This window comes from Mycolicibacter sinensis (assembly GCF_001667375.1).
Taxonomy (GTDB): domain Bacteria; phylum Actinomycetota; class Actinomycetes; order Mycobacteriales; family Mycobacteriaceae; genus Mycobacterium; species Mycobacterium sinense_A.
The window spans coordinates 1-20071 of the sequence record NZ_LZIN01000005.1; the positions used below are offsets into that span (position 1 = coordinate 1).

The window sequence follows — 20071 nt, forward strand, 5'->3', positions numbered from 1 at the left end:
TCGGCGAAGACCGCGGGCAGCTGGTTGTTCTGCTGCAGGAACTGCATCAGCTGCTGGGGGGCGATACCGTACTGACGCGCCATCAGCACCAGGTGCTGGGTGAGGTCGTTCTGGCCGACCTGGATCTCCAGCTGGTCCCCGAGCGCGTCGAGCAGCAGCTGCGTCTTGACCGACTTCTCGGCCTCGGTGCGGGTCTCGGCGTCGAACTCGGCCCGCGAGGACCCCTTGTCGGCCAGCGCCTCGGCGAACTTGTTCTCGTCGTGGTCGAGACCGTGCAGGGCATTGTGCAGGGCGTTGTCGACGTGCGCCTGCACCACGGCCTCGGGCAGCGGCATCTCCACCTGATCGACCAGCGTCTCCAGCGTCGCCTCTCGGATCTTCTCGGCCTGCTGGATGCGCTTGGTCCGGGCTACCTGCTCGGTGAGGCTCTCCCGCAGCTCGACGATGGTGTCGAATTCGCTGGCCAATTGAGCGAACTCGTCGTCGGCCTCGGGCAACTCGCGTTCCTTGACCGACTGGACCGTCACGGTCACCTCGGCTTCCTTGCCGGCCTGCGGGCCGGCGGCCAGGGTGGTGGTGAAGGCCTTGCTCTCACCGGCCGAGAGCCCCACGATGGCGTCGTCGAGTCCCTCGATGAGCTGACCCGATCCGACCTGGTGCGACAGCCCCTCGGTGCTGGCCCCCTCAACGGCTTCCCCGTCGATGGTGGCGTCCAGGTCGATCGAGACGAAGTCGCCCTCGGCGGCCGGCCGGTCGACGCCGGTCAGCGTGCCGAACCGGGCGCGCAGCGACTCCAGCTCGGCGTCCACCTCGACGTCGCCGACCTCGATCGGGTCCACGCTGATCTTGAGCTGCTCGAGGTCGGGCAGCGCGATCTCCGGGCGCACGTCGACCTCAGCGGTGAAGGTGATCTGGTCACCATCGTCAAGCTTGGTGACCTCGATGTCGGGCTGACCGAGGGGCTTGAGGTCCGAGCTGGTCACCGCCTCGCTGTAGCGACTGGGCAGCGCCTCGTTGACCACCTGCTGCAGCACCGCGGCGCGGCCGAAGCGGGCCTCGATGAGCTTGGCCGGCGCCTTGCCCGGCCGGAAGCCCGGCATCCGCACCTGCTGGGCCAGCTGCTTGTAGGTCCGGTCGAAGTCCGGCTGCAACTCGGTGAACGGCACCTCCACGTTGATGCGAACCCGGGTCGGGGTCAGCTGCTCGACGGTGCTCTTCACGGGCGTACTCCTCGATATCGTTGACGGTCAGTCGTGCCAGTGCGGCGCGCGCTGCTGGTCGGGGTGACAGGATTTGAACCTGCGGCCTTCCGCTCCCAAAGCGGATGCGCTACCAAGCTGCGCTACACCCCGCACTGACCAGGCGATCCTACGGCCCGGCGCGCGCGGCAACACAGCCGCCCGCACCGGGGGTGCCAATTGGATTGGAGTCGACAACGCCGGTACAGTCTGCCCTGAATATTGCGGGCGTAGCTCAATGGTAGAGCCCTAGTCTTCCAAACTAGCTACGCGGGTTCGATTCCCGTCGCCCGCTCGATACGGGGATTTTCCCTGGCAGGAAGGCACGCCTATGGGCGGCACACGGCACGTCCAGATTCACGGGTCGTGCTCGCCGCGCTTCGAACGGGTGCGGTATGAGTTCGAGCGCAATTTCACCCTGCGCGAGGAGCTCGGGGCCGCGGTCGCGGCGTACGTAGATGGCGAGCTCGTCGTCAACCTGTGGGCCGGGTCGACCGACGTCGAGGGCCTACATCCCTGGCGGGAAGACACGCTGAGCACCGTGCTGTCCGGCACCAAGGGACTGACCAGCACCTGCGTGCACCGGCTCGCCGAAGCCGGCGAACTGGATCTGCGCGCCCCGGTGGCGCACTACTGGCCGGCGTTCGGCCGGGCCGGTAAGCAGGACATCTCGCTGGCCATGGTGCTGGCCCACCGCTCCGGGGTGATCGGGCCGCGCGAACCGATGCACTGGCGCGACGTCACCGACTGGGACCTGGTCTGCGAACGGCTGGCCGCCGCCGAACCGTGGTGGCGGCCGGGCACCTCCCAGGGCTACCACATGACGACCTACGGCTTCATCATCGGCGAGGTCGTCCGCCGAGTGACCGGTATGACGGTGGGCCAGTATCTGCACAGTGAGGTCGCCGGTCCGCTCGGCGCCGAGGTGCACATCGGTGTGCCGGCCGACCAGCAGCCCTACCGCTGCGCCGACCCGGTGGGCAAACCGACGATCCGGGAGATGCTGGCCTCGGCCGGTGCACCGAAACGTCCGACCTCCTTGGACAACCATTCCAAGGCGGGACTGGCCGTCGCGATGGGGTTCGCCCCCGACGACGAGATCGCCACCAACGACCTGACGCTGTGGCGGCAGCTGGAGTTTCCCGGCACCAACGCCCAGGTCTCGGCGCTGGGCATGGCTACGTTCTACAACGCGCTGGTACAGGAAAAGCTACTCAGCCGTCCCGCCATGGACCGGCTTCGGGTGTTGCAGGGCGGCACCGAAACCGACCTGGTGCTCGGGCCGCGGGTCGCCGAGCACGGCTGGGGCCTGGGCTACATGCTCAACGCCCAGGGGGTCAACGGACCCAACCGGCGGATCTTCGGTCACGGCGGCCTGGGCGGCTCGTTCGCGTTCGTCGACCTGGAGCACCGGATCGGCTACGGCTACGTGATGAACCGGTTCGACCACACCCAGGCCAACGCCGACCCGCGCAGCGTGGTGCTGTCCAACGAGATCTACCGGGCGCTCGGCGTGCCCATCCGGCCGAGGCGGGAAACCGTCTACGACGACTAGGTCTGGCAGGACGGGCACCAGAACACGTTGCGCCCCTCCAGTTCCGCGGTGCGCACCGCGGTTGCACACAGCCGGCACGGATCGCCGGCCCGGCGGTAGACGTAGGTGCGCGGCTTGCCGGTCGCATATGCGGGTGCGCCGTGATCGTCCTCCGGCCGGACCACGACGATGTTGCCGCGGCGCAGTCCAACCTTCATCAACGCCACCAGATCCGCCCAGACCGCGGCGAATTCCGCTTCGCCGATCTCGGTGCCGGGCCGGTACGGGTCGATCTGATGCCGGAACAGCACTTCGCTGCGGTAGACGTTACCGACCCCTGCGAGCACCGACTGGTCCATCAAGAGCGCGGCGATAGCCCTGCGGGACTTGGCGATTCGCTTGAAGGCCAGCGCCGGGTCGGCGTCGCCGCGCAGCGGGTCCGGCCCGAGTCGCGCGATCACGTCGGCGGCCTGCGCCTCGTCGATCACCTCACAGGCGGCCGGGCCGCGCAGGTCGGTGCCGTATTCGGCGCCGATCATGCGCATCCGGACCTGGCCGACCGGTGCCGGCACGCCGTCGGCGAGGCGGAATTCGGTGAAGTGGCCGTAGATGCCCAAGTGGACGCGCACGATCGGGCCGCCGGCGTAATGGTGGAACAAGTGCTTGCCCCAGGCCTCGGCGCGGGTCAGCGGCCGGCCGTTGACGGCTGCGGCGCCGGATTCGAACCGGCCCTGCGGACTCGACACCGCCACCGGGGCGCCGGCGAAGCGGCGCTGATGCAGCCGCGCCAGCCGGTGCAGGATGTGCCCCTCGGGCATGCCGGACCGTCGCCGTGGGTCAGGCCGGGGCGCCGGGCACCGGCGGCGCCTCGTGAGTGCGTTCGTAGGCCGACAGGATGTCGATGCGGCGCTGGTGGCGTTCGGCTTCCGACCACGGCGTGCTAAGGAATGCGTCGACGATCGCGAGCGCTTCAGCAGTGGAGTGCATCCGGCCGCCGATGCCGATCAGCTGGGCATTGTTGTGCTCCCGCGCCAACTGCGCGGTTTCGGTGCTCCACGCCAACGCACACCGCGCCCCGGGCACCTTGTTGGCGGCGATCTGTTCCCCGTTGCCGGATCCGCCGATCACGATGCCCAGGCTGTCCGGGTCGGCCACCGTGCGCGTCGCCGCGGCGATGCAGAATGCCGGGTAGTCGTCCTCGGCGTCGTAGCCGTAGGCCCCGCAGTCGACCGGCTCGTGCCCGGCCTGCTTCAGGTGCTCGACGATCTGCTCTTTGAGTTCGTAACCGGCGTGGTCGCAGCCGAGGTAGACGCGCATGGCGGTCATTGTCTCAGACCCGACCCGCTCCCAGCTCACGCCGGTATCAGTCGAATTCGGGCCCCTCAGCGCGGGTGCGCTTGAGCTCCCAGAAATGCGGGTAGGACGCGAACGTCACCGACGCGTCCCACAGCGCACCGGCCTGCTCGCCACGCGGGATGCGGGAGAGCACCGGTCCGAAGAACGCCACCCCGTTGACGTGGATGGTCGGGGTGCCGACGTTCTTGCCGACGGCGTCCATCCCGGCGTGGTGGCTCTTGCGCAGCGCTTCGTCGTAGCTGTCGGTGGTGGCGGCGTCGGCCAGTTCGGCCGGCAGGCCCACCTCGGCGAGCGCACCGGTGATGACGTCAGGGAAGTCTTTGTTGTTCTGGTTGTGGATCCGGGTTCCCATCGCGGTGTACAGCGGGCGCAGGACTTCGTTGCCACGCTGCTGCTCGGCGGCGATCGCCACCCGCACCGGGCCCATCGCCTTCGTCAAGCCCTCGCGGTACTCGTCGGAGAGATCGTCGCGGCCCTCGTTGAGGACGGCCAGACTCATCACGTGGAAGGTCACATCGATATCGCGAATCTTCTCGACCTCCAGGACCCACCGCGAGGTGATCCAGGCCCAGGGGCACAGCGGGTCGAACCAGAACTCGACTTTCGACTTGGTTGACATGCACGGTCCTCTCTCGGAAGGGCGATCGCCCTGCACAGCCATGGCCACCGTGTTGACGTTTTACTCTCCGTTGCCGCTGTCGCTGCCCGAGTTCTCCGCCGAGCGGTCATCGTATTTGGGGTTGCCTTCGTCATCGAGCCAATCGCTGACCGCGGTTCCGCTGACCGTCCCGCCGGTACCCGGCATGACGGCGGTCGGCCGATGATCCTCGGTGCCAAGCTGCTTCTTGGCTTCCTCGATCTGCTCCGGGGTGGGCTCGGGTTTCTCGGTCCTGGGAGCCTCGCCCTCGACCGGTTCCTGGCGCGGCTCTTCATCCTGTGCGCTCATCGCAGACCGTCCTTCGCCGAGATTCCCCTACGGTCAAAACTCTACCGTGAACGGCAGCTCGGGGGCGTCGAGTGGCGCGCAGCCGCTACTGTTGGCGGGCGTGGCACTTCCCAACCTCACCCGCGACCAGGCCGCCGAACGCGCCGCTGCGGTCACTGTCGGCAACTACCGGATCACGCTCGATTTGACCGACGGCAACGGCAGGCCGGGCGAGCGCACCTTCCGCTCCACCACCACCGTCACCTTCGACGCCCTGCCCGGCGCAGAAACGGTCATCGACCTAGCCGCCGAGACCGTCCGCAGCGCCACCCTCAACGGCCGCGCGCTCGACATCTCGGCCTACGACGAGTCGACCGGCATCACCCTGCCCGGCCTGGACACGCACAACGTCGTCGAGATCGACGCCGACTGCTACTACTCGAACACCGGTGAGGGTCTGCACCGCTTCGTCGACCCGGTCGACGACGAGGTGTACCTGTACTCCCAATTCGAGACCGCCGACGCCAAGCGGATGTTCGCCTGTTTCGATCAGCCGGACCTCAAGGCGACCTTCGACATCACCGTCACCGCACCGGAGCACTGGCAGGTGGTATCCAACGGCGCCACGGTCGCGGTCGAGTCGGGGGTGCACACGTTCGCGACCACGCGCAAGCTGAGCACCTACCTGGTGGCGCTGATCGCCGGACCGTACGCCAAATGGGACGACGTCTACCGCGACGAGCACGGCGAGATCCCGCTGGGCCTGTTCTGCCGGGCCTCGCTGGCACCGCACATGGACGCCGAGCGCCTGTTCACCGAGACCAAGCAGGGATTCGGCTTCTACCACCGCAACTTCGGCACGCCGTATGCGTTCGGCAAGTACGACCAGCTGTTCGTCCCGGAGTTCAACGCCGGGGCGATGGAGAACGCCGGGGCCGTAACGTTCCTGGAGGATTACGTCTTTCGCAGCAAGGTGACCCGGGCGTCCTACGAGCGGCGCGCCGAGACCATCCTGCACGAGATGGCGCACATGTGGTTCGGCGACCTGGTCACCATGCGTTGGTGGGATGACCTGTGGCTCAACGAATCCTTCGCGACCTTCGCCTCCGTGCTGTGTCAGAGCGAGGCGACCGAATACACCAACGCCTGGACCACATTCGCCAACGCGGAGAAGTCGTGGGCCTACCGCCAGGACCAACTGCCGTCGACGCATCCGATCGCCGCCGACATCCCGGATCTGGCCGCCGTCGAAGTCAACTTCGATGGGATCACCTACGCCAAGGGCGCATCCGTGCTCAAACAGCTGGTGGCTTATGTAGGGCTGGAACACTTCCTGGCCGGGCTGCGCGATTATTTCGCCGCACACGCCTTCGGCAACGCCACCTTCGACGACCTGTTGGCCGCACTGGAGAAGGCATCCGGGCGTGACCTGTCCGACTGGGGTCGCCAGTGGCTCAAGACCACCGGGCTGAACACCCTGCGCGCCAACTTCGATCTCGACGATGCCGGGAAGTTCACCCGGTTCGCCGTCACCCAGGACGGCGCCGCCCCGGGCGAAGGCGAGACCCGGGTGCACCGGCTGGCCATCGGTATCTACGACGAGGACGGCACCGGGCGCCTGGTGCGCACCCACCGCGAAGAACTCGACATCGAGGGTCCGGCGACGGCCGTGCCGGCGCTGGAAGGGGTTTCGCGCGGCAAGCTGATCCTGGTCAACGACGACGACCTGACCTATTGCGCCCTGCGACTGGATGAGGAGTCGCTGGCGACCGCCCTGGAACGCATCGCCGATATCGCCGATCCGTTGCCGCGCACGCTGGTGTGGTCGGCGGCTTGGGAGATGACCCGGGAGGCCGAGCTGCGCGCCCGGGATTTCCTGGCACTGGTGCAAGGCGGTATTCAGGCCGAAACCGAGGTCGGGGTCGCCTCGCGGCTGCTGCTGCAGGCGCAGACCGCGCTGGGGTTCTACGCCGACCCCGGCTGGGCCGCACAGCACGGCTGGCCGGCCTTCGCCGACCGGCTGCTGGAATTGGCCCGCGCTGCCGAAGGCGGCTCCGATCACCAGCTGGCCTACCTCAACGCACTGTGCACGTCGGTGCTGTCCGAGCGGCACGCCGCGGTACTGGCCGCGCTGCTCGACGCCGACCCGGCGGATCAGGGGTTGGCCGGTCTGGCGGTCGACACCGATCTGCGCTGGCGGGTCGTGGTGGCCCTGGCCCGCAGCGGCGTGCTCAATGCCGAGGCGATCGACGCCGAGGTTCGACGCGACCCCACCGCGGCCGGCCAGCGCCAGGGCGCCCAGGCCGCGGCGGCGCGACCGCAAGCAGCAGTCAAACAGGCGGCGTGGCAGCAGGTGATCGAGGACGACACCCTGGCCAACATCACCGGCCGGGCGATCATCGCCGGGATCGTCCAGCCCGGGCAGGGCGACCTGTTGGCACCGTTCACCGAGAAGTACTTCGCCGCGATCCCCGGTGTCTGGGAACGGCGCTCCAGCGAGGTGGCGCAGACGGTGGTGGTCGGTCTGTACCCGGGATGGGACGTCAGCCAGGCCGGGCTGGACGCCGCCGATACGTTCCTAGCCGATCCCACGGTGCCCTCGGCGCTGCGGCGGTTGGTCCTGGAGGGCCGGGCCGGGGTGGAGCGGTCGCTGCGGGCACGCACGTTCGATAGCGCCTGAACAGACGCCGCTTGAACAGCGGGCTTACCGGTATCCCCCGTCGGACAATCCGGCGTCGGCCTCAAAACTGTTGATGCCGCGAAGGATCCGGGCCTTGGCCTCTTCGGCGAGATAGCGTGCGGGCATCTGGATCGGGCCCAGGGCGGCCCACTGCTGGGCGTGAATCTCCTCGTGATGCAGCACCCTGTCCAGATCGGGCCCACCGCTCGAGATCCGTCCGGATTCGACGATGTCACGCAGCTGGTGAGCCGGGTCGGAGATCCGCGTGACGTTGACCATGAACAGGTCGCCCCACATGGTGCCGGCTCGTCGGCTGAGCTGGGCGTGAAACCGGTTACCCCCCAAGCCCATCAGTACGCCATTGGGGGTGGTGACCAGGCAACCGCCGGTGTTGCCGATACCCCAAACAGCCTCGTAGCTCCAGCGATTCGCGTGCTGCCGCGCGACGATCCGCCCCACCTCGGTGGCGCCGTACGGTGTTTCGGGAAAGTCGTTGCCGCTGCCGGTCCGGCCGTAGCCGGTGCCGGCGTTGAGGATGTAGGTCAGCAGTGTCGCGTGGCGGGCTTGCTTGGCGCCGGCACCCCGGGGAATCACGAAAAAGCTCTTACCGTCGGGGTCGGTGATCTGCTCCATCGCGTCGAGAGCCCGAAAGCTGTCGCGGGTGATCCGCCGCTGACGGACGATGTCGGCCACGTCCCGGGGGGCGACCCCGCGCCGGTCGAGGTTGGCCAGCCAGCTGCGATGCGCCGGGGACGCGGTGACCGCGACAGCGCGACCTGAGCCGGGCACGCTTGCGACCGAGACGACAGCGACTAGGCCGGGGGGATGCCGGCGCTGAGCACCTGCACCGCGCTGACCAGGCCGCCGATCAGGTCGCCGTCGGTGAACGCCGCGGCGGCGGCGGCCACACCTTGGGGAGCCGCCGCCGGGGCGATGCGCGCACCCACGCCGGCGCCGTAGACCACCTCGATGGCCCGCTGGTCCGGCGAGACCGCGACCAGCACCGCGTCATTGGGGGTGGGCACCTTTGCCAGGATCTCGCCGGCCCGCGCGGCGGTGTCTGACCCCAGGTCGCCGATGTAGACGGCGAACCGGGCACGCGAGGCCCGCGACGCGTAGGTCAGAGCGTCATCGAGGGCCACCAGCCCCTTGACCGGGAACGGATAGTGCAGCGACGCCTCGCCGGGCTCGGTGACCCCGGAGATCCGACCGCTGTAGGTGATCGCCGAGCCGTACGGCAGATCCGCCGGATCGATCGTCGCGACCTCACCAGTTGCCACTGGCTGCACCCCCCACGCTGAACTCGGACTTGCCGTGACCGTGCCCGCCACCGACGACCTCATCGGTCGCCGCCCACAGGATCGGTGGATGCGTCCAACTGTCCGACATCTGGTAGACGGCCGCACGCGGGCCCTTTTGCATCCAGATCCGCGCTGACAACAGCAAGACCAGCACTACCGGAATGCCGACGAAGTAGCCGAGGAATGACAACACGCTCACGCCGTAGACCGTATCCCACCGCCGATTGACCGGTGCGGGAACCCGGCCCGAGGCGACTACGCCGGCGATCCCGGCCGACTATGTTCGGCGGCATGGTTTTGGCAGCGGCAGTTCAGTTGGAAGCGGTGCTCGGCGATATTCCCACCAACCTCGCGGCCTGTGAACGGCTGGCCGACGAGGCGGGGCGAGCCGGCGCCGCGATCATCGCGCTTCCGGAGTTCTTCACCACGGGGATCGGTTTCGAGCCCTCCTTGGCCACCGCTGCACTGCCCCCCGACGGTGCGGCCACCGAGTTGCTCACCGCCCTGGCCCACCGGCACCGAGCGCTGGTCGGCGGATCCTTCCTGTGCCGCGACGCCGACGGACACGTCCGCAACGCCTACCTGCTCGCCGATCCCGACGGCGTGGTGGGCCGCCACGACAAGGACCTGCCGACGATGTGGGAGAACTCCTTCTATACCGGCGGCGACGACGACGGCGTGCTCGATGCGGCCGATCACCCGGTGGGGGCGGCGGTGTGCTGGGAGCTGATGCGCACCCAGACCGTGCGCCGGCTGCGCGGCCGGGTGGACCTGGTGATGACGGGCTCGGGTTGGTGGTCGATTCCGCGGTGGCGACCGCACGCGCTCTTCGACCGCTTGGAACGCAATAACGCCCGCACCGCCCGGCACGCGGCGGCCTCGTTCGCCCGGTACGTCGGTGCGCCGGTGGTGCACGCCGCCCATGCCGGTGCGCTGTCCTGCGCCATGCCCTGGGTGCCGATGACCTATCGCGGACACTTCGAAGGCGCCACCCTGATCGCCGCAGCGGACGGCATCGTCGTCGCCGAACGGCGCGCCGAGGAAGGCGAAGGGGTGGTACTCGGCGACATCACGCTGCAGCGCCAACCCCCCCGGCTCGAACCGCCGGCCGGTTTCTGGCTGCATCCCCGAGGGACGCTGCCCACCGCGGTGTGGCACTACCAACGCTGGCATGGGCGGCGCTGGTACGAGCGCCATGTAGTCCAGGCCGGATAGCTCAGGCGGCGCCTTCACCGAGGTAGCGCATCCACACCGGATCGAGGTCGTTGATCACCGCCAGCAGGCGCCAATGCTGACCCTTCGGCGACGTCGGCACCAGCCGCAGCGTCCACCCGAGCTCGGTGAGCAACCGGTCCGCCTTGCGGTGATTGCAGGCCGAACAGGCGGCCACACAGTTCTCCCAGGAGTGGTCGCCGCCGCGACTGCGCGGCACCACGTGATCAACGGTGTCGGCCTTGCCGCCGCAGTAGGCACAGCTGTGCCGGTCACGGTGCATCAGCGCGGCGCGGGTCAACGGAATGCGGGCACGGTAGGGCACCCGGACATACGACCGCAGCCGGATCACCGACGGCACCGGCACCGAGCGGGTCGCCGAATGGATGACCGGGCCGGCCGGGTCGTCGTGCACCACGTCGGCCTTCCCGCAGATCAGCATGACGATGGCGCGCCGCAGCGGAAGCGCCGTCAACGGCTCGAAGGTGGAGTTCAGCAGCAACACCCGCCGGCGGGTCCAGATCGACGCGGCATCAGACCCGGGGACCGGACCGGAAGTGGCGACCGAGTGCAGGCAGGGGGCAGCGGCAAGCCCGGAAAGGCTCGCCGTGGGGGCACCGGGTCGGCGGTGGCCCCGGCGTTTCATATCCGGCTTCGGGGGCGGTTTTTGTGCTGCACCATAAATCCTCCGCCGAACAGTTCACCATGATTCGGCGCTGGTCGCACGCCTATTTCCTGTGTGTTCTCGGCATGTTCTCGGCAGGAATCGTCGATGCCCCACAATGGTGGGCGATGCAGCCGATCGAAGAGCCCTCGTTTTATGACGCCGTCGGCGGTGCGGAAACCTTCCACGCCATCGTCTCGCGGTTTTATCAACTAGTCGCCCAGGACGCGATCCTGCGCCCGATGTACCCCGCCGACGACATGGACGGCGCCGAGGAACGCCTGCGGATGTTCCTCGAGCAGTACTGGGGCGGGCCGCGCACCTACACCGACCGCCGCGGCCACCCGCGGCTGCGGATGCGCCACATCCCCTATCGCATCGGCCCGCTGCAGCGCGACGCCTGGCTGCGCTGCATGGTCACCGCGGTCGACGAGATCGACTCCGAGACCCTCGGAGACGAACATCGCGCCGAACTGTTGCACTACCTGCACTCAGTGGCCGACTTCCTGGTCAACGCACCGATCTGATGGGCGCCGAGAACCCGTGGTGGGCCAGCAGTGTGTTCTACCAGGCCTACCCGCGCTCCTTCGCCGACAGCAACGGTGACGGGATCGGCGACCTGGACGGGGTGATCGCCCACCTGGACTACCTGCAGGCTCTGGGGATCGACGCGATCTGGCTGAACCCGGTGACGGTGTCGCCGATGGCGGACCACGGCTACGACGTGGCGGATCCGCGCGACATCGATCCGCTCTTCGGCGACCTGGCGGCGCTGGACCGGCTGGTGACCGCCGCCCACGAACGTGGGATCAAGCTGACCATGGATTTGGTGCCCAACCACACCAGTTCGGCGCACCCGTGGTTCGTCGAGGCGCTGGCGTCCGCACCGGGCAGTCGCGCACGGGCACGCTACTTCTTCCGGGACGGCCGGGGGCCGAACGGGGAGCTGGCGCCCAACAACTGGGTGTCGGTGTTCGGCGGGCCGGCATGGACCCGGGTCACCGGACCCGATGGCCCCGGCCAGTGGTACCTGCACCTGTTCGACCCCACCCAACCGGATCTGAATTGGGACAACCCGGAGGTGAGGGGCGATTTCGAGCAGACCCTGCGGTTCTGGCTGGACCGCGGCGTGGACGGCTTCCGGATCGATGTCTCCCATGGCATGGCCAAGCCGCCCGGACTGCCCGACATGCCCGTCACCGACGTGGAACTGCTGGCGCACCGCGACGACGACCCACGGTTCAACCAGCCCGGCGTCCATGCGATCCACCGTGCGATTCGCGCCGTCTTCGACGACTATCCGGGCGCGGTGTCCGTCGGCGAGGTCTGGGTGCACGACAACGACCTGTTCGCCGAATACCTGCGTCCGGACGAACTGCACCTGGCCTTCAATTTCCGGCTGCTCCAGGCCGACTTCGACGCGGCCGGGATCCGTGACGCGATAGAGAACTCCCTGGCCGCGGTCGCATCGGTGGACGGCACCGCTACCTGGGCGCTGGAGAACCATGACGTGCAGCGGTCGGTCACCCGCTACGGCGGCGGGGCGGCCGGGCTGGCGCGGGCCCGGGCGATGGCGCTGGTGCTGCTCGCGCTGCCCGGGGCGGTGTTCGTCTACAACGGCCAGGAGTTGGGGCTGCCGGAAGTCGAGTTGCCCGATGCGGCGCTGCAGGATCCGGTGTGGGAGCGCTCCGGACACACCAAACGCGGCCGGGACGGCTGTCGGGTGCCGATGCCGTGGTCGGGCGACGTGCCGGCGTTCGGGTTCTCCGAGCGGACCGACACCTGGTTGCCGATGCCGGCGCAGTGGGCGCCGCTGACCGTCGAACGTCAAGCCGGTGACGCCGGCTCGACCCTGGCGCTCTACCGGCGAGCGATCAAATTACGTAGCGCGCACGTCGGTTTGGATGCCCGGGTCGAATGGCTGCCCGCGCCGGACGGGGTGGTGATGTTCCGGTGCGGCGGGCTGGTGTGCGCGCTCAACGCCGGCGACCAACCAGTGGCGCGGCCGGAGGGTCAGCTGATCTTGGCCAGCGCACCGGCGGCCGACGGTGTCCTGCCGCCCGACACCGCGGCGTGGCTGGTCTGACCGGCACTCACCGGAGATACTTCCGCAGATACTCCCGGTGCTCGGGTGACAACCGCACCAGCTTCTGCTCGTCGATGCTGAACGCGGCCAGCTGGGTTTCGGCGATCACCGCCGGCTTCGCATCGGGTGCGGCACTGACCGAGCGCACCTCGTAGCCGATGGTGAAGTCGACGGTGCGCAGCCGCGAGATCCACATCGTCACCTGCAGCGGCGAATCCGTCAGCCGCAGTTGCCCTTTGTAGGCGACCCGGACCTCGGCGATCAGCAGGCCGACACTGGTGATGTCGACCGCGAACGCCGGTGACAGGAACGGCACCCGCGCTTCTTCGAGGATGGTGACCATGGTCGCGTGGTTGATGTGCTGATACATGTCGATGTCCGACCAGCGCACCGGAATCGACGCGATGAAACCCGGTTTGCTCACGAGGTCGAGCCCCGGCCGCTGGCGCGGGTCATGCTGCGGATCTGTCGGGCCGCCACCGAGAGGGTGGCCAGGTCCCGCTGGTCGGACTCGTAGATCTGGGCCAGCGTGCGCCGCGCCCGGTCCACCCGTGAGCCGTTGGTCGATTCCCATTCGGTGATTTTCTGCATCCCGTCCTCGTCCGGTTCGCCGACCGCCAGCACGTCCAGGCATAACGATCGCACCGAATTGTAGATGTCGTCGCGGATCGCCAACCGCGCCAAGGCATGCCAGCGGTCATCGCGGGGCAGTCGGGCCACCGCGGTCAGCAGCCCGTCGGTGCCGAGCCGATCCATCAACGCGAAGTAGGTGTCGGCGACTTCGGCGGGGTCGCGGTCGGTGATGTCGGCGACATCGATGACATCGAGCAGGCTGTAGCGGTACAGGCCCGTGGCGATGTCGGCGGCGAGGTCCTGTGGTACGCCCTGGGAGCGGAACTCTCCGATGTGCTTGGCCACGATGGCGGCGTCGTCGCCGCGCAGCCATTGCGACATCTGCGGCGTCAACTGGCTCATCGTTTCGCCGAACCGGTTGATCTCGGCGCCGACCGCCAGCGGCTGCGGACGATAGTTGAGCAGCCAGCGTCCGGCGCGGTCGATGAGCCGACGCAGATCCAACGTCATCCGGTCGGTCACCGCCACCGGCAGTCCGTCGCGCTCACCGGCATCCCGGATCCGGCGCCACAGCTCGCCCACCCCGAAGATCGCGTCGGTGGCGACGTAGGCCCGAACCGCGTCGATGAGGTCGACGCCGGCGTCCTCGGTGATCCGGAAGGCGTAAGTGATACCGGCGGTATCCACCACGTCGTTGATCAGCATCGTGGTCACGATCTCGCGGCGCAGTTGATGCGAGCGGATCTGGTGGGCGAAGCGCTGCTGCAGCTGTGAGGGAAAGTACTGCGGCAACCGGGCGGCGAACACGTCCTGTTCCGGCAGGTCAGTGGCCAGCACCGCCGCCTTGAGCGTCAGTTTGACGTGAGCCATCAGCGTCGCCAGCTCCGGTGAGGCCAGACCCAGCCCGGCCTCGGCGCGCCGGGCGATCTCCTTCTCCGAGGGCAGTGCCTCCAGCTCGCGGTTCAGGCCGCGGTCGGCGACCAGGTGCCGGATCTGGTCGGCGTGCACCGGCAACAGACTGGCGGCATTGGCGCGGCTGGTGCCCATCAAATCGTTCTGCGCGCTGTTGTCAGCCAGCACCAGCGCACTGACCTCATCGGTCATCGAAGCCAGCAGCTGCGGCCGGTCGGCGACGTCGAGCTTGCCGACGGTGACCAGGGAGTCGATCAAAATCTTGATGTTGACCTCGTGGTCGGAGCAGTCGACACCGGCCGAGTTGTCCAGCGCATCGGTGTTGATCCGGCCGCCGGACAGGTCGTACTCCACGCGGCCCAACGGGGTGACCCCGAGGTTGCCACCCTCCCCGATCACCTTGGCGCGCACCTGGTTCCCGTTGACCCGCACCGGGTCGTTGGCACGGTCGCCGACGTCGCTGTCGGATTCGTACTCGGCTTTGACGTAGGTGCCGATACCGCCGTTGAACAACAGGTCGACCGGCGCACGCAGGATGGCCCGGATCAGCGCGGGCGGTGTCAGCTCGCCGGTGTCCTCGTCGAGACCCAGTACCGCCCGTACCTCGGAGCTGATCGCTATCGACTTCAGCTCCCGCGGATAGACACCGCCACCGGGACTGATCAGCGACTTGTCGTAGTCGTCCCAGCTGGATCGCGGCAGGTCGAACATCCGCTGACGTTCGGCGAAGGACCGGGCCGGATCCGGGTCGGGGTCCAAGAAGATGTGCCGGTGGTCGAATGCGGCCACCAGGCGGATGTGTTCGCTGCGCAGCATTCCGTTGCCGAACACGTCGCCGCTCATATCGCCGATGCCGACGACGGTGAAATCCTCGGTCTGCGTGTCGACGCCCATTTCCCGGAAGTGCCGCCGGACCGATTCCCAGGCACCCTTGGCGGTGATGCCCATCTCCTTGTGGTCGTAGCCGACCGATCCCCCGGAGGCGAACGCGTCACCGAGCCAGTAGCCGTAGGACTGCGCGACCTCGTTGGCGATGTCGGAGAAGCTGGCGGTGCCCTTATCGGCGGCCACCACCAGATAGGCGTCGTCGCCGTCGCGCCGCACCACCTGTGGTGGGGCACTGACCGCTCGGGTGGCGTGGTCGACATTGTCGGTGACGTCGAGCATGCCGGAGATCAACAGCTTGTAGCAGGCGATCCCCTCGTCGCGGGTCGCTTCGCGGTCGGTGGCCGGGTCGCCGGTGGGCGTCGGCGGGCGTTTGACCACGAACCCGCCCTTGGCGCCGACCGGGACGATGACGGCGTTTTTGACCTCCTGGGCCTTGACCAGCCCGAGGATCTCGGTGCGGTAGTCCTCGCGCCGGTCCGACCAGCGCAGGCCGCCGCGGGATACGAACCCGAACCGCAGGTGCACCCCTTCGACGCGGGGCGAGTAGACGAAGATTTCGAATTTGGGGCGCGGCAGCGGCAACTCGTCGATCAGCCCGGCGTCCAGCTTGAGCGCCAACACGTTCTGCGCACGAGCCGAATCCGCGCGGGTGACAAAGTAGTTGGTGCGCAGCGTGGCTTGAATCAGCGAGGCCAGCGCGCGCAGCACCCGGTCGGTGTCCAGGCTCACCACCGCATCGATGCCCGCCGCGACGTCCGCGGCAGCGGCTTGGGCATCGCGGCTGCGGGACTCCCGGGACGGGTCGAACAGTGCCTCGAACAATGCCACCAAGGCCCGCGCGGTGTCCGGATGCTCGTTGAGCACCGACGCGATGTGGTTCTCGCTGTAGGGAAAACGCGCCTGGCGCAGGTATTTGGCGTAACCGCGCAGCACCACCACCTGCTGCCAGGTCAGCCCGGCCCGCAGCACCAGCTCGTTGAACCGGTCGACTTCAACCCGTCTCTCCCAGATCGCGGTGACCCCGTCGGCGAATCGTCGCTGGGCCGCATCGCGTTCGGCGCCGGTTGCCGGTATCTCGATGCTGGCGTATGGCGACACCTTGAACTTGTAGATCCAGACGGTCAGACCGTCGGCGCGGGCCACGGTGAACGGACGCTCCTCGAGCACCACCACGCCCATGGACTGCAGCATCGGCAGCAGTTGGCTCAGTGACGCGCCGCGGCCGCCGAGGAACCAGGTCAACAGGACCGCGTCGTCGGTGCCGTAGCCGGAGACCACCAGGCGGACCGAGCCGTCGGCGAGTTCCTCGATGATCGCGATGTCGTCGACGGCCTCGGCCGGGGTGACGGCCTGTTTATAGGTTTCGGCGAAGGCCGCCGCGTAGTGCTGCGCCTGGCTCTCTGCCGGGGTTCCGGCCGCAGCGCCGATCATCCGATCCGCCCAGGTGCGGCTGGCCTCGGTCAACCGCGCCTGGATCCGCACCCGGTTGGCCTCGGAGGTGTCCACGGTGCGCGCCTTGGGATCATCGGGCAACCGGACCATGAAATGGATCAGCGCCCAGGGAGCTTCGCTGACCCGGGCGCTGTATTCCACACCGACACCGCCGAATTCGGCGGCCAGAATGTCCTCCATCTGCAGCCGGACCGGCGTGGTGTAACGATCGCGCGGCAAATAGACCAGGCAGGATACGAAACGTCCGGTGCGGTCGCCGCGCAGGAACAGCAGCGCGCCGCGCCGCGAGCCCAGATCGGCGACGGCCATCGCCATGTTCAGCAGTTGCTCGGAGCTGATCGCGAAAAGCTCTGAGCGCGGGACGGTTTGGATGATATCGAGCAGCAGCTGACCCGGGTGGCCGGGCTCGCTCTCGGACAGGGCCAGCGCCTGACGCACCGTCCGGGAGATGACCGGGATCTCGAAGACGTCGGCGTTCATCGCCCCGGCGGTGAACAGCCCGACGAAGCGGTGCGCGACGATGTCGTCGCCGGTGTTCTCCCGGATCACCACGACGTAGGTGTGTGAGCCGAACCGCATGTAGCTGGGCACGGTGGCCTGCGCCAGCGTCAGCAGATTGTCGCCGGTGAGCATGGGCCGCAAGGACTTACGCACCCGCAGCACACCCATCCGGTCCGCGTCTTCGACCAGCACCTGCCCGTCGCGCACCACCCCGCGCTGGTAGCCCAGCAGTACGAAGTGCCCGTCGGCCAGCCAGCGCAGCAGCGCGGCCACATCGTCGCGGTCCGGCGCGGTGTAGTGACCTTGCGGGTCGGTTTCGACGTCGACGGCCAGCGCGTCGAGCGCATCGTGCATGGATTGGGAGTCGGCGGCCACCTGACGGACGTCGGCCATCACGTGCGGCAGCAGTTGTTCGGCCTCGGCCAACGCCTCGCGGCTGACCGACGGCGAGAGCTGGACGTGGATCCAGGTTTCCGAGCCGGCGGCGCCGTCTGCGGATCTCGGCTCCACACTGCGCAGTTCGCCGTCGGCATCCCGGTGCACGGTGAACACCGGCGTCATGATGCCGAGGTAGGCCACCCCCAGGCGGTGCAGCAGCACGGCGACGGAATCCACCAGCATGCCGGCATGCCCGGTGACCGCTTGCAAGGCCGGGCCGAATCCGGCCGGGTCGTCCGCGGTGTAGACGCCGACCCGGGTCTCGCCGGCCGGCCGATGTTGGGCCAGCCGGGCGTGGGCCGCCAGTAGCGCCGGGGCCACAGTCGCCGTGGCGCCGGTTCGATCGGCGGACTCAGCACCGCCGGTGTCGTCGCCGCCCAGCGCATCGCTGTGCGGTCCGCGATGGGTGGCGAGATAGGCGGCCGCGACCCACTCGGGGATGTCGTGCGGCCGAGCGGGATCGGGAAACGTCGTCCATGCGGCCGATCGCCGCTCGGTGGATCCCGTCATCCCCACCCCTCCTGACCAAGTGTCAGTTCCGGCAGCGCCGCTACCGGACTTACCTTAATCGCGGGTGAGTCTGCGGTGGGTCACTCGATGCGGGCGCGCCGCCTCGGCCCCCAACCGTTCCACCTTGTTCTCCTCGTAGGCGCCGAAGTTGCCCTCGAACCAGAACCACTTGGCCTCTTCGTCGGCGTCGCCCTCCCAGGCCAGGATGTGGGTGCAGGTGCGGTCGAGGAACCACCGGTCGTGGGAGATCACCACCGCACAGCCGGGGAAATTCAGCAACGCGTTCTCCAGCGACCCCAGGGTTTCGACGTCCAGGTCGTTGGTCGGCTCGTCGAGCAGGATCAGGTTCCCGCCCTCTTTGAGGGTCAGGGCCAGGTTCAGCCGGTTGCGTTCCCCGCCGGAGAGCACCCCGGCCGGCTTCTGCTGGTCGGGTCCCTTGAAGCCGAACGCCGACACGTAGGCCCGCGACGGGATCTCGTTCTGGCCGACCTGGATGTGGTCGAGCCCATCGGAGACCACCTCCCAGACCGTCTTCTTCGGGTCGATGCCCGCCCGGGACTGGTCGACGTAGCTCAGCTTGACCGTCTCACCGACCTTGACCGTGCCGCTGTCGGGTGCCTCCAGTCCGACGATGGTCTTGAACAGCGTGGTCTTGCCGACACCGTTGGGGCCGATCACGCCGACGATGCCGTTGCGGGGCAGGGTGAACGACAGATCCTTGATCAGCAAACGTCCGCCGAACCCCTTGTCGAGGTTTTTAACCTCCACCACCAGGTTGCCCAGCCGCGGCCCGGTCGGGATCTGGATCTCTTCGAAGTCGAGCTTGCGGGTCTTCTCGGCCTCGGCCGCCATCTCCTCGTAGCGCTGCAGCCGGGCCTTGTTCTTGGCCTGGCGGGCCTTGGCGCCCGAGCGCACCCAGGCCAGTTCCTCTTGCAGCCGTTTCTGCAGCTTGGCGTCCTTGCGGCCCTGAACGGCGATCCGCTCGGCCTTCTTCTCCAGATACGTCGAGTAGTTGCCTTCGTAGGGGTAGGCCCGGCCGCGGTCGAGTTCCAGGATCCATTCCGCGACGTTGTCGAGGAAGTAGCGGTCGTGGGTGACCGCCAGGATCGCCCCCGGGTAGGCGGCCAGGTGCTGTTCGAGCCACTGCACGCTCTCGGCGTCGAGGTGGTTGGTCGGCTCGTCGAGCAGCAGCAGGTCGGGCTTGGACAGCAGCAGCTTGCACAGCGCGACGCGGCGCCGCTCGCCACCGGAGAGGTTGGTGACCGGCTCGTCGGGCGGCGGGCAGCGCAGCGCGTCCATGGCCTGCTCGAGCTGGGAGTCGATGTCCCACGCGTTGGCGTGGTCGAGTTCCTCCTGCAGCCGGCCCATCTCCTCCATCAGCTCGTCGGTGTAGTCGGTGGCCATCAGTTCGGCGACCTCGTTGAACCGGTCGAGCTTGACCTTGATGTCGCCCAGACCTTCCTCGACGTTGCCGCGGACGGTCTTCTCCTCGTTCAACGGCGGCTCCTGCTGCAGGATGCCGACACTGGCCCCGGGGGCCAGGAATGCGTCACCGTTGTTGGCGGTGTCCAGCCCCGCCATGATCCGCAAGACGCTCGACTTGCCGGCCCCGTTGGGGCCGACCACACCGATCTTGGCCCCCGGCAGGAAACTCAACGTGACGTCGTCGAGGATGACCTTGTCGCCGTGCGCCTTGCGGACCTTCCTCATCGTGTAGATGAACTCAGCCATACCGCGGTGTCGCCTCCTGGTCTCGCGAATTTGCTCGTCGACCATCCTAGGCGGTGGATTCACCCCGCTG

General features: G+C 68.2%; 17 protein-coding genes and 2 tRNA genes. 6 read left to right on the forward strand and 13 right to left on the reverse strand.

The genetic code is table 11. The features are described from left to right. On the reverse strand, positions 1–1220 hold a 1220-nt coding region (gene tig, locus A5771_RS01055; RefSeq protein WP_064853356.1), incomplete at its 3' end, for a trigger factor. Positions 1221–1275: 55 nt separating this feature from the next. Beyond that, positions 1276–1352, reverse strand: a tRNA-Pro gene (locus A5771_RS01060). A 110-nt stretch (positions 1353–1462) separates the two neighbouring features. On the opposite strand from A5771_RS01060, the gene A5771_RS01065 reads away from it, so the two are divergent. Both A5771_RS01065 and A5771_RS01070 read left to right on the forward strand, forming a co-directional pair. Continuing rightward, positions 1463–1533, forward strand: a tRNA-Gly gene (locus tag A5771_RS01065). Between the two features lie 36 nt (positions 1534–1569). Further along, entirely contained in the window at positions 1570–2793 is a 1224-nt protein-coding gene (locus tag A5771_RS01070) for a serine hydrolase domain-containing protein (RefSeq protein WP_064853357.1), read from the forward strand. Here A5771_RS01070 and A5771_RS01075 read toward each other — a convergent pair. The 4 genes from A5771_RS01075 to A5771_RS01090 are packed head-to-tail and all read right to left on the reverse strand — an operon-like array spanning position 2790 to position 5074. Then, positions 2790–3590 carry an Fpg/Nei family DNA glycosylase gene (locus A5771_RS01075; protein WP_064853358.1) on the reverse strand — a complete coding sequence of 267 codons (801 nt, stop codon included), beginning with the start codon at positions 3588–3590 and terminating at the stop codon, positions 2790–2792. The genes A5771_RS01070 and A5771_RS01075 overlap by 4 nt on opposite strands. Positions 3591–3609: 19 nt before the next feature. Further along, positions 3610–4089, reverse strand: a complete 480-nt coding sequence (locus A5771_RS01080) for a ribose-5-phosphate isomerase (RefSeq protein WP_064853426.1) — start codon at positions 4087–4089, stop codon at positions 3610–3612. Between the two features lie 46 nt (positions 4090–4135). Further along, positions 4136–4747: a DsbA family protein gene (locus A5771_RS01085; protein ID WP_064853359.1), complete on the reverse strand. Its 612-nt coding sequence runs from the start codon at positions 4745–4747 to the stop codon at positions 4136–4138. A 60-nt stretch (positions 4748–4807) separates the two neighbouring features. Further along, positions 4808–5074: a hypothetical protein gene (locus tag A5771_RS01090; protein WP_064853360.1), complete on the reverse strand. Its 267-nt coding sequence runs from the start codon at positions 5072–5074 to the stop codon at positions 4808–4810. A gap of 100 nt (positions 5075–5174) precedes the next feature. Between A5771_RS01090 and pepN the strand changes: the two genes are divergently transcribed. After that, positions 5175–7733: an aminopeptidase N gene (gene pepN / locus A5771_RS01095; RefSeq protein ID WP_064853427.1), complete on the forward strand. Its 2559-nt coding sequence runs from the start codon at positions 5175–5177 to the stop codon at positions 7731–7733. Between the two features lie 24 nt (positions 7734–7757). Here the strand turns inward: pepN and A5771_RS01100 are convergent, their stop codons facing one another. From A5771_RS01100 to ctaJ, 3 genes are read right to left on the reverse strand one after another with little or no spacing between them, the layout of a single operon-like run. Beyond that, a complete protein-coding gene (locus A5771_RS01100; protein ID WP_234782888.1) occupies positions 7758–8522 on the reverse strand; it encodes a hypothetical protein in 765 nt (254 codons plus the stop codon). A 23-nt stretch (positions 8523–8545) separates the two neighbouring features. Beyond that, entirely contained in the window at positions 8546–9013 is a 468-nt protein-coding gene (locus A5771_RS01105; protein ID WP_064853361.1) for a DUF5130 family protein, read from the reverse strand. Then, the gene (gene ctaJ, locus A5771_RS01110; protein WP_064853362.1) at positions 9000–9233 is read right to left on the reverse strand and encodes an aa3-type cytochrome oxidase subunit CtaJ; all 234 of its coding nucleotides are present in this window, start codon (positions 9231–9233) and stop codon (positions 9000–9002) included. Before ctaJ ends, A5771_RS01105 begins: the two co-directional genes overlap by 14 nt. Before the next feature lie 92 nt (positions 9234–9325). Here ctaJ and A5771_RS01115 point away from each other — a divergent pair, with 92 nt between their 5' ends. Continuing rightward, on the forward strand, positions 9326–10249 hold the full coding sequence (locus A5771_RS01115) for a carbon-nitrogen hydrolase family protein (protein WP_064853429.1): 924 nt from the start codon (positions 9326–9328) through the stop codon (positions 10247–10249). A 1-nt stretch (position 10250) separates the two neighbouring features. On the opposite strand, the gene A5771_RS01120 is transcribed toward A5771_RS01115, so the two are convergent. Further along, the gene (locus A5771_RS01120; protein ID WP_064853363.1) at positions 10251–10892 is read right to left on the reverse strand and encodes an HNH endonuclease; all 642 of its coding nucleotides are present in this window, start codon (positions 10890–10892) and stop codon (positions 10251–10253) included. 146 nt (positions 10893–11038) lie between these two features. Here A5771_RS01120 and A5771_RS01125 point away from each other — a divergent pair, with 146 nt between their 5' ends. Both A5771_RS01125 and A5771_RS01130 read left to right on the forward strand, forming a co-directional pair. Then, positions 11039–11437: a globin gene (locus A5771_RS01125; protein WP_064853430.1), complete on the forward strand. Its 399-nt coding sequence runs from the start codon at positions 11039–11041 to the stop codon at positions 11435–11437. Next, positions 11437–12996: a glycoside hydrolase family 13 protein gene (locus A5771_RS01130; RefSeq protein WP_064853364.1), complete on the forward strand. Its 1560-nt coding sequence runs from the start codon at positions 11437–11439 to the stop codon at positions 12994–12996. The genes A5771_RS01125 and A5771_RS01130 overlap by 1 nt, the downstream gene beginning before the upstream one ends. 7 nt (positions 12997–13003) lie before the next feature. Here A5771_RS01130 and A5771_RS01135 read toward each other — a convergent pair whose 3' ends face one another. Genes A5771_RS01135 through ettA form a run of 3 tightly spaced genes read right to left on the reverse strand, consistent with a single transcriptional unit; the run spans position 13004 to position 20001 of the window. Beyond that, a complete protein-coding gene (locus A5771_RS01135) occupies positions 13004–13402 on the reverse strand; it encodes an acyl-CoA thioesterase (protein WP_428844374.1) in 399 nt (132 codons plus the stop codon). A 14-nt stretch (positions 13403–13416) separates the two neighbouring features. Next, entirely contained in the window at positions 13417–18270 is a 4854-nt protein-coding gene (locus A5771_RS01140) for an NAD-glutamate dehydrogenase (RefSeq protein WP_064853365.1), read from the reverse strand. Between the two features lie 54 nt (positions 18271–18324). Continuing rightward, positions 18325–20001 (reverse strand): energy-dependent translational throttle protein EttA, encoded by a 1677-nt coding sequence (gene ettA, locus A5771_RS01145; RefSeq protein ID WP_064853366.1) that lies wholly within the window; start codon positions 19999–20001, stop codon positions 18325–18327. Positions 20002–20071 lie beyond the last annotated feature (70 nt).

What these genes read in the sequence shown, in the direction of transcription:
- A5771_RS01070 (WP_064853357.1), top strand. Translation starts at nt 1,570, where the DNA reads ATGGGCGGCACACGGCACGTCCAGATTCACGGGTCGTGCTCGCCGCGC.
- A5771_RS01075 (WP_064853358.1), bottom strand. Translation starts at nt 3,590, where the DNA reads ATGCCCGAGGGGCACATCCTGCACCGGCTGGCGCGGCTGCATCAGCGC.
- A5771_RS01080 (WP_064853426.1), bottom strand. Translation starts at nt 4,089, where the DNA reads ATGCGCGTCTACCTCGGCTGCGACCACGCCGGTTACGAACTCAAAGAG.
- A5771_RS01085 (WP_064853359.1), bottom strand. Translation starts at nt 4,747, where the DNA reads ATGTCAACCAAGTCGAAAGTCGAGTTCTGGTTCGACCCGCTGTGCCCC.
- A5771_RS01090 (WP_064853360.1), bottom strand. Translation starts at nt 5,074, where the DNA reads ATGAGCGCACAGGATGAAGAGCCGCGCCAGGAACCGGTCGAGGGCGAG.
- A5771_RS01115 (WP_064853429.1), top strand. Translation starts at nt 9,326, where the DNA reads ATGGTTTTGGCAGCGGCAGTTCAGTTGGAAGCGGTGCTCGGCGATATT.
- A5771_RS01120 (WP_064853363.1), bottom strand. Translation starts at nt 10,892, where the DNA reads ATGAAACGCCGGGGCCACCGCCGACCCGGTGCCCCCACGGCGAGCCTT.
- A5771_RS01125 (WP_064853430.1), top strand. Translation starts at nt 11,039, where the DNA reads ATGCAGCCGATCGAAGAGCCCTCGTTTTATGACGCCGTCGGCGGTGCG.
- A5771_RS01130 (WP_064853364.1), top strand. Translation starts at nt 11,437, where the DNA reads ATGGGCGCCGAGAACCCGTGGTGGGCCAGCAGTGTGTTCTACCAGGCC.
- A5771_RS01140 (WP_064853365.1), bottom strand. Translation starts at nt 18,270, where the DNA reads ATGACGGGATCCACCGAGCGGCGATCGGCCGCATGGACGACGTTTCCC.
- ettA (WP_064853366.1), bottom strand. Translation starts at nt 20,001, where the DNA reads ATGGCTGAGTTCATCTACACGATGAGGAAGGTCCGCAAGGCGCACGGC.